Annotated in this window: 2 protein-coding genes; both read right to left on the bottom strand. The window is 32.1% G+C overall.

What is annotated here, in order from left to right:
• Positions 1–3: 3 nt before the first annotated feature.
• Entirely contained in the window at positions 4–4521 is a 4518-nt protein-coding gene (locus tag AC2TDS_RS14925) for an SDR family NAD(P)-dependent oxidoreductase (protein ID WP_484736375.1), read from the bottom strand.
• Between the two features lie 37 nt (positions 4522–4558).
• Entirely contained in the window at positions 4559–10813 is a 6255-nt protein-coding gene (locus tag AC2TDS_RS14920) for a non-ribosomal peptide synthetase (protein ID WP_484736374.1), read from the bottom strand.
• Positions 10814–10817: the final 4 nt, after the last annotated feature.

The following is a 10817-nucleotide window of genomic DNA, read 5'->3' as shown; positions in this document are numbered from 1 at the left end:
TTTTTAAAATCCAATCAATGTATCGTCATTGGATACTGTTATTTCTTCTTTTACAAGATGTTTTTCAATTTCCTTAACAAGGTCATTGAGTGTTTGTAACATAAATAATTGAGCTACAGATATGTCAACATTCCATATTTCCTTTATTTTTTGATGCATTACTATGATATTCAAAGAGTTTCCTCCTAGCTCAAAATAGTTACTATCTAAATCTATTTGATCTTTATCAAAGAAATCCATCCATAATCTACTTAATTCATGTACTACATTTTTTTTACTCAAACTGTCAAATGTTATATTCTCTGAATGGGATGTAGCTGGAGTCAATTGAATTTTTTCAACTATTCTTTTTGCCAACGTATCGCGTTCAAAAATGTCACTTATAGAAACAATCCATTGATATTCATCTTTATTGTTGAGTGTAATTTCAAATACATCTACTAACTGTTCTTCTTTTATATATTTATCATCTTCTCCAAATGACAAACCATCAAGATTCACGGAAACCCATTTTTGAGTTGTTTCTGAACGTGATGCCAGTACAAAATGATCCATAAAGCTATTAGCTGAGGCATAAGAACCATAAGTAAGGCCCCCTAAAACTGATGATAAACTGGAAGTGGTCCAAACGAAATCTATTTTCAAGTTTTTGGTAACCTCATAGAGATTAATAATTCCATTTACCTTAGGAGCAAATTGTGCTTTTACATTTACAGGCTGTATATTTTCTACTAATTCATAAGTTCTTTTATCAATATTCCCAGCCGTGTGTATTATCCCATTTAATTGACCATACTCATTTTCGATATGAGAAACCACTACTTTTATATCTTGTAATTGTGCGATATCAGCTCTAAGATAGTGTAAGGATTTCCTGTATTTTTTTGCCAATTTTACATACCGTACTTTTTTTTCAAGTTTCTGTGCTGTAATTTCATGATAAGACATATTCAATAGTTGTTCCCAGTTTTCTTCTTCAGGTATATCTGACCTACCTATAAGGAAAACTTTTGCTTGATATTTATCCAACAGGTGTGTTGCCAAGGTAAGTGCCGCATTACCAACCCCGCCTGTAATGATGTATATTCCATTCTCTTTGACTTTAGGTGTTGATTTTATCGTATTCAACCTTATAGGCTCATATATTCTTAGCCAACGGATTTCATTTCGATACGCGATTCGTAAATCCTCCAGATTATATAAAATATCATCTACTATTTTTTCTGCTATTTGTTCATCATTTTTATCTATGTCTATGGTACAATTAAACCCTTTTAAATTTTCTTGCATGGCAACATAAAGTAGTGTTGCTACAGTTGCCGAAACAAAGTCCTTTTTTTCATTTTTATGAATGTTTACTTCTTGCTGCGTAAGCAGTGTAAGTTTATGTCGGTGGCGAGTTTGTTGAAGTTTAAAAGCCTGTATAATGTATAAGCATGCATAAAAATCTTCGTGTAATTGATCTAAATTTTCAACATCTAGTTTAGAAATAGATTTTTCACAGTTCGTAAGTGACCAGCCGTAAACATAATGATCAACTTTACCACTAACAACCTCAATATCATTATAAAGAAGATTGAAGTCTGATAATTTGTTTGGGCAAACAATGTATTCATTTTCCGAAATACAAGCGTAGTTTGTTCCCTTCTTAACAAGAATGACATTTTTTCCTTGTGCTACAAAAATTTGCTGTAGGCTTTCAAAGAAAATATCATTATCTGAAAATAGTAAAATAGTATTTGTTTCCGAAAATACTTCATCTGATTTTTTTATATGTGAAAGTTTCCAGTTTGTCGTATAAAACCAATCTTCAAATGGTTTTTTATTTCCCTTTTTCCCAAAATCAAACTCTTTATTTAATTCTTCAAAGACATCAATTTTATATGGAAACGAAACATCGTCAAAAGCATACGATGGTAACTTTGTTTTGTCTTTTACATTTGTTTTTATAAACTTATTCCATTGCGGATGTATTCCATAGCTCCATAATCTTCCCAATTGCTTCATAAAAAATACCGCTTCATTTTGAGTATTTTTTGAGTCTTTAAGTAAGCTCAGTACTTTAGCCGATTGATTTGTTTTGTTTCGATAGAAAAGATTTTTTAGAATATCCCCAGGGCCTACTTCTAAATACACGTTATGATTAGATGCTTCTAGGTGTTTAATTCCTTTAGTGAATTGAACCGAGTTGCGTAAATGTTCTACCCAGTATTTTGGAGATAGAGCTTCTGCGTTTGTTATTGTCTTTCCAGTAAGGTTAGATATGAATGGAATCTTAGGTTCGTGTAATGTAATAGATGTTACCTTTTTCAAAAAATCGTCTAGAATTGGATCCATCAGGCAAGAGTGAAAACCTCTAGAACTCCCTAGTTGTATGGTAGCAATACGCACCGACTTTAAAATATTTTCTATATTTTCTATGGCTGCAACTGCACCTGATAGTACAATGGCATTGGGAGCATTTACAGCGGCTATGCTTACATCTGACTCTAAATAAAGTTCTATCTCTTCTTTAGAACAATTTACACTTATCATTTTACCTTGTTCAGTATTCTCCATGAGGTCAGCCCTACACACAAGAAGTTTTAAAGCGTCTTCAAATGAGAAAACCCCAGAAAGACATGCAGCTACATATTCTCCTAAGCTGTGGCCTATCATTGCCGTAGGCTGAATTCCAATATTTATAAGTAATCTTGCTAAGGCATATTCAATTAAAAAGACTAAAGGTTGCGTATATTGTGTTGTATTCAATAATCTTGAAGTCTCTGTATTTGTTAATGTTGAGAATACTATTTTTTTATACTCTTTTCCGCCAATACGTGATAGCTTTTCAAGTCCTTCATCAATAATAGATGCAAAAAAAGAATTTTCCTTATAGAGGTCATATGCCATATTTTCATATTGACTTCCTTGACCAGGAAACATAAATACTATTTTTTGTTTAGTATTATCGAAATCACAATATTCTATGTGTTCTGAGGTCAATACGTTCAACTGTTCTATAAGCTCCTCATTATTTCTAACTACTAAAGAAATCTTGTGATAAAAAATTGGTTTTTCCAATAGAGCATTAAAAATACTACTGGTGCTAAGAGAAGAGTTATTTTTTAAATGGAGTATGAGTTCTTCTTTATACTTCATCAATGAAGACTCGCTATTAGCTGATAAGAGTATCGGTATATAGTTTTCATTATTATCCAACGTATGCTCTTTTTTATCGATGAATTCTTCCAAAACTACGTGCGCATTTGTACCTCCAATTCCAAAGGAACTAACTCCAGCTCGCAAAGGAACTTCTGGTTGCATTCGATGATAAGTTTTCAGTGCTGTGTTTACATAAAAAGGACCTTCATCAAAATTCACCTTTGGGTTTGGTTTTTTAAAATGTAAACTTGGCGGAATTTGTTTATGATGTAATGTCAATACCGTTTTTATAAATCCAGTAATTCCAGCAGCCGCATCTAAATGCCCTACATTAGATTTTATGCTTCCTATTGCACAATGTTTATGCTTATTTTTTTGGAAAGCTATATTGAGTGCTTCAAGCTCTATGGGATCTCCTATTTGTGTAGCTGTGCCGTGTGTTTCAACATATCCAATTGTCTCTGGAGTTACATTGGCTATTCGATGCGCTAAACCTACGCAACTAGCTTGTCCATCGATACTCGGTGCTGTGTAACCAACTTTGTTGCTCCCATCATTATTAGTAGCAGACCCTCTTATTACAGCATATATAGAATCTCCATCTTGAATTGCATCTTCTAATCGTTTTAATACTACAGTTCCTGTTCCTTCTCCTAAAAAAGTACCAGAGGCGTCTTTATCAAAAGGTTTACACAACCCATCTTTTGAAGAAATCATACCTTCTTGATAATAATAGCCGTGAGAAGCTCGTGAATTCAAAGAAACACTACTGACTACATACAAGGAAGCTTCTTTCATCAGTAATTGACGAGTTGCCATATGTATTCCTGCTAGCGAGCTTGAACAAGCTGTGTCTATAAAATAACTAGGACCTCTAAGATTTAATTTGTATGATATTAAGGTGTTACTAAATTTCACATTGCTAATTTGTCTTCTGTAATAAGGGCTTACATTGGAGCTTGTATTATTTTGAGCATATACTTTCCAATCTAAATTTTCGGAAGCACTAACAATCAACCCTATTTTTTTACCATAGGTAAAAGGATCATATTTTGCATCTTCAAGAGCTAGCCAAACTTCTTCATGAAGCACTCTAGTTTGTGGATCCATACATTTTGCTTCACTTTTCGTGTATCCGAAAAATGCAGGATCAAAAGTTTCTGCCTCTTTTATGGTTGTATTAATTTTGATGAATGTATCATCTTGAATTTGGCTTTCTTTTAGTCCTTCTTCTCTCAACTTTTCATCAGTATGCCAATTATATAAAGGTGCTCCTTGTTTTAATTTTTCCCAAAAAACATCTAGGTTCTTCGCATTAGGAAATCTTCCAGATAACCCGACAACAGCTATGCTTTTTCTTATTGTTTTTTCATCCATTTGCATAAATCATTTATTTAAATACTCATCTCAAAAATTATTCACTAAAAATATCGTAGATATTATCATCTACCACACTTTCTTCTACCTCATCTAAAATTTGAACGAGATGTTTTTCTTCGTTAGCAGTGATTGCTTCAGCGAGGCTTTCAACCGTTGGGAATTGAAATATTGTTGGCAACTTTAAATTGATATTCAACGCTGTATTTATTTCATATAATAATTTAATTAGTATAATTGAGTTAGCTCCTAAATCAAAAAAACTGCTTTTAAGTGAGATTTTCTCAACTCCTAACTCCTTTTTTAGCAATGAAACCAACACTTCTTCTATGTGATTACCTGCTTCAAAAACTTGATCCGGTGCCGAATTAATGGTAATATCTTTAGCATAAAGAGCTTTTCTATCTACTTTTCCATTCGCATTGAGAGGCATATCTTCCAATATTATAAAAGAGTCTGGCATCATATAATCAGGTAATGTTTTCTGTAGCGCTCTTCTTAGCTCTGTTTCATTAAAGTTGATATTGTTATGCGTTACTATAAACGCAATTAAACTTTGATGGCCATTGCGCTCTCTTAGCTGTACAGCTACTTTTTGCACAGTGTCCCTATTTGATGATAATACCTGTTCTATTTCTTCTAATTCTACTCTGTATCCTCTAATTTTTATTTGATTATCTTTTCGTCCAATGTACATTATTGTACCATCAGGTAACCTTTTACCTAAATCACCTGTTTTAAAGATTTTTTTTGAAAGTTTCTTGTGAGTTACAAATTTCTCGTTGGTAAGGTTTTTTAAATTTAGATAACCATCTGATAATTGCGGTCCTGAAACACATATTTCTCCAATGATATTGTCTCCACAAAGTTCTTGATTTGAATCCAAAATTAGTACCTGTGTGTTATCAACAGGTTTTCCTATGACCATGTTTTCTTCAAATTCTCTTATATTTTCTTTGCTTACCGCATGAGTACAAACACCAATGGTTGTTTCTGTAGGCCCATAATGATTTAGAAATATTTTCTCTGCTTCTACCACTCTTCTTGCATCTTCATAAATTGGCTTTTCCCCTCCACAAACCACTAAACGCAATGAAAGAGAACTTAAAATATTTTCTTTTACATTTAACAAAGCATTCAAATACATCGGCGTAGTTTTTATAAAGGTAATTTTACGCTCTATGATATATTTTGATATTTCACTCAAGTCACTAATTAAATGCTCTGGTGGCACATATAAGGTTGCTCCAGAGACAAGGCAACCAAAAACACTGGTGTAAATCAAATCAAATGTATGTGCAGAAAGCACAATTGAACGATCACCTGCTGTTATATTATGGGAGCCTTTAAACCAATCTACATAATTTACTAAGGCCTTATTTGATATTAAAACCCCTTTAGGTTTACCTGTAGTTCCTGAAGTATATATGATATAAGCTGGTGTATTGTTTGATGGCTTTGGTATTGATAACGTTTCTTTTTTAGTATGTTCCAAAGTAAATTGCTCAATAACAACGTTATCAATTGTTAGCACACTGCTACAATCACCTCTTATATATGCCATGCGCTCACTTGGCGTATCTGTAGCAACTGGCACAAATGTACAGTCTAATTTTAATACACTTAACATAGCAACAAACACCCATTCATTTCGCTCTAAAAAGATAATCACATTACTTTCAGGAAGTACATTATATGTTGTTTTTAAATAACTAGCTAGTTCATCAGATAAGGTATCTAACTCTTTATATGTTAATGTTTTTTTATTTCCTATTAATGCATCATGTGTTCCAAATTCTTCTACCGATTTTTTAAATAGCGTAATAATCGTTTCATCTTTAGTTTCTACATTCTTCTGTTGCCTTGCAGGTCTTAAAATACGTTGCCTCTCAGATGCTGATAAATAATTTAACTCAATTATTGGTGTTTTAGGTTTTTGAACTGCTTGATGAAGTACTGTTTCTAAATGAACTGCTACCTGACGAATATAGGGTTTCGAATAAATATCAGAGTTAAATTCTAATAAGAGATGTATTCTATTATTATATTCCTGAAAAACAAATTTTAGATCAAACATGCTCAATTTCCGAGCATTTCCTGAATATGTACTAACGGTAAGATCTGTATTGTATTTAGTTTCTTCAACAATTGTATTTTGAAAGTTTTGTAGCACTACTAAGATATCAAATAGTGGTGATCTACTAAGATCTCTTTCTAGTTTTAGTTTGTCTACAAGCTTATCAAAAGGATATAATTGGTTTGAATAGGTTTTTGATAATTCTTCTTTCATCAGTGCTGTTAAACCAGCAAAGCTAATTTCTTTATCAAACTGAGCTCTAATGGCCAACGTATTTAAGTAAAGTCCTAGCTGATTTTCTAATTGCTCGTGTATTCTACCCGCTGTCGGTGTTCCAACAATGATATCGGTTTGATTCGTATATCTAAACAATAACGTATTTATTCCTGATAAAAGAGTCATGAAAAGCGTCGATTCACTCACCAACATATATTGTTTTATGCTTTCAGATAGTTCTTTTGAAAAAGTTATTGAGACACTATCACCATTGTATGTTTTTAAAGCAGGACGTTTTTTTGAAGTAGGAAATTCGATACGCGGTATGGTGCCTTTAAATTTATCCAACCAATACTCTTCTTCTTTTCCTATTTGTTTTTGTTGATTAGTCATTGTTAACCAAGCAACATAATCTTTATATTGAATTGTGAGTTCAGGTTGAGCTTTTAATGTATTTTCATTTCGTAAGTAATGGTAATTCGCTAGTACTTCTTTCGCTAAAATCTGCATCGACCAACCATCACAAATTATATGGTGTATTGTAAGTATGAGAATGTGTTGTTGTTCGGATATCTTGACAATGGTAATGTTCCACAATGGCCCTTTTTCCAAATCAAACACTGTTCTATACCTGTTTTCTATGATTTCATCAATAGCTAATGGAGTCGTATGACTTAAGTATTCTATATTAAAACGGAATTGCTCTATTGAACTAAAAAACTGACATACATCATTTTTCTCATCAATTACAAATTGTGTTCTAAGAACTTCATGTCGTTCAACGGCTTTTATAATAGCCTTTTCTAAAAGGTCTTTATCTAAATCACCTCTAAACTCAAAAGCTTGAACAATATTATGTGCTCGATCTGCATTTTCAAATTGACTTAAAGTCCACATTCTCAATTGTGATGAGCTCAAAGGATATTTGTCTTTTAGTGTTGTTTTTGGGATTTTGTTTTGTTGATTACCCTTTGCTTTGGAAACGATTAATTTAGCATGCGCCTTGACTGTTGCATTGTAAAATAATTCTCTAAAAGAGACATCTACTTTAAAGTGCTTGGAGTATCTTCCCGCCAATTGTATGAATTGTAAGCTATGGCCTCCTAAGTTTAAAAAGTTATCTAGCACTGTAAGAGTATTTACTTGTAAAATATCTTTCCAAATTCCAATTATTTTTTCTTCTTCCTCTGTCGGTAATACTTCTTTGGTATTAGTAACGATATTAGAAGTATAATTATTTATAAGCTCTTTTTTATCAACTTTACCATTATGTGTCATAGGAAATGCATCCAGACAAATAATTGATGTTGGTATCATATAATGTGGTAAATGATCATTTAAATGAGCGAATAACTGAGCCTCATCAAAAGCATCATCAGCTATTAAAAAAGCTAATAATTTCTGAACAGAAGTTGATTCATCATATAATATTACAACTGCCTCTTTTACTGATACATTTTGCAATATGATAGATGCTATTTCATCTAACTCAATTCGGTATCCTCTATATTTTATTTGGTCGTCTATTCTTCCTAGATAATGAATAGAATTATCGGTATGTATGTATGCTTTATCTCCAGTCCGATAATATATTTCTCCATTTATAGTAACAAACTTTTCTTTTGTGAGTTCATTATTATTCACGTAACCTTTCCCCAAAGATTTCCCTTTAACTAATAATTGTCCGACAGCTCCTTTAGCTAGTATTTTATTAGTATTTGACATGATATAAACAGACGTGTTTTGAACGGGTGATCCGATTGCTGGGATTTTATCAATTGCTGTTTCTTTGTTTATTGTTAACGCTGTTATAACATGGGTTTCAGAAGGCCCATAATGATTGTGTAATCGAATAGTATGAGCTAATAGAAATTCTTTCAAATACATATTTATAATCAACCGTTCTCCTGCAACAATAATATCATTTACGCAAGTTGGAAATTTGTATAATACCTCCTTAGAATTACTTATATATTTTAAATAAGAGGTTGGTAAAAACAATGTGTTTATTTGGTGCTTTTGTACAAACTGAAATAATGCTTCAACATTGTATCGTATTGTTTCATGAATTAAAAACAAATTCCCTCCTCGCAAATGTGTAACAAAAATTTCCTGAAAAGAAACATCGAATACTAGCGGAGCAAATTGCAAAACTTTCGAAAGTTCAATTGTTGTTGTATCATGAAAATCAATCAAATTAATCAAATTTTCATGGGTCAGCATCGTGCCATTAGGTTTTCCTGTAGTTCCTGATGTATATATTATATAACATATTGAATTGCTATCGGGACCGTTAAACAACATAGTAGTTTCGATAGCTACTTCCTGATTATCATTCCATGTTGCCATCAAAGATTCATCAATAGTACAAGTTGCCTCAGAATCATTTAAAATATATTCTTTTCGCCGTTGAGGATAATTTAGATCCATAGGAACAATTGTTGCACCAAGTTTTAAAACACTCCATACAGCAATGATCATTCTTTCTGACCTTTCCAAGGCTATAACTACACGATCTCCTTTTTGAACTTTATGTTTTTGTTGTAAGAATTGGGCAAAAGAATCCGATAATTCATGAATTGTTCGATAGGTAAATTCTTGATCATTTTGAGTAACTGCAATTTTATTTGGGAATTTTTTTACGATTTCACTCCAATACGTTACCAAAGAATGATGTTGAATTTCTTTCTTTACTCCGTGAACCACGGCTAGATTTTCTTTTTTAGCTAAAGAAACCGTTGTCATTTTTTCATCCTGACCTTCAACGATTTGACGCATTACATTTTTAATGTAATCACCAATAACCTCAATATCTTTGATATTTATTAATGAGGCGTTGTATAAAAATTTAAATTCAACTTGTTCATTTTTCTTTGCTATAATGTTAAAATTATAATTTGTTTGATCGAAAACTTGACTATTTTCTAAACGCAAATTCAATGATTTTAATTCATCTGCATTGGAAAGGTCTTCTATACTCTTAGGGTAATTTTCAAAAATGAATATATGGTCAATTAAGTTTCTAGACCGTTCTGATTGCGACTGAATATCAGCCAATTGCACATAGCTATAATTCTGAATTACATTTATTTTTTCAAAAGACTGTTTGAGTACTTCACGTATTGTTGAGTTTTCATTCCAAGAAATTCGAATAGGGAGTGTGTTTATAAATAATCCCAAAATTTTATCTGAATCAGCTATTTCAGGTGGTCTTCCAGAAGAAACCACACCAAAAACAATATCAGAAACGCCGTTTATTTTAGCCAGTACAATAGCCCATAGCAATTGACACACCGCATTTAAAGTGATCTCATTTTCTTTAGCAATAGCAACAAGATTCTCTGTTAGATAACTTCCAAAAGAAATGGTATGATTTTCAAACTTATAAGGAAGGTTATTTTGTTGTTTTAAAAATGGTATTTTAAGTTGATTTTGGTACCCATTTAAATAGTCTTTCCAAAACTTTGTTGCTGTTGACATATCTTGCCTGTCCAACCAATGTATATAGGATTCATAATCAGAGGTAGGTTTTTTGGGTGCCTCTAAATTTAATGTACGAGTTGCATAACAAGCCATAAAATCGTTGATGATAATGCTATTACACCAGCCATCCATTATAATATGATGAAATGTAAAAATACAAGCATAGGAAGTATCATTTTCTTTTACTAATTGCAACCTGACACAAGGGGTTTTATCTATTTGGAAGCCTTTTTCTAGGTCAGTCTCTAATAGTTCTTCTATTGTTATGGTTGGACTAACCATCAAATTGGTATACCTAAATTCAGGAGTAACGTCTTTTAATACAACCTGAATTGGATAATCAGTTGTTTTTTGTACAAAAACTGTTCTTAAAACATCATATCTTTTACAAACATCATTAAATGCTTCTCTAAAATTGATTAATTGTATTTCTCCTTTAAGTGTAAAGTAATATTGTACAATATGTTGTTTTGACGTAGGGTTCAACTTATGCAAAAAGAACATACCTTTCTGCATAGGA

It is taken from the genome of Tenacibaculum profundicola (assembly GCF_057220795.1).
This window is presented reverse-complemented; position numbering and strand designations above follow the sequence as displayed.

What these genes read in the sequence shown, in the direction of transcription:
- AC2TDS_RS14925 (WP_484736375.1), bottom strand. Translation starts at nt 4,521, where the DNA reads ATGGATGAAAAAACAATAAGAAAAAGCATAGCTGTTGTCGGGTTATCT.
- AC2TDS_RS14920 (WP_484736374.1), bottom strand. Translation starts at nt 10,813, where the DNA reads ATGCAGAAAGGTATGTTCTTTTTGCATAAGTTGAACCCTACGTCAAAA.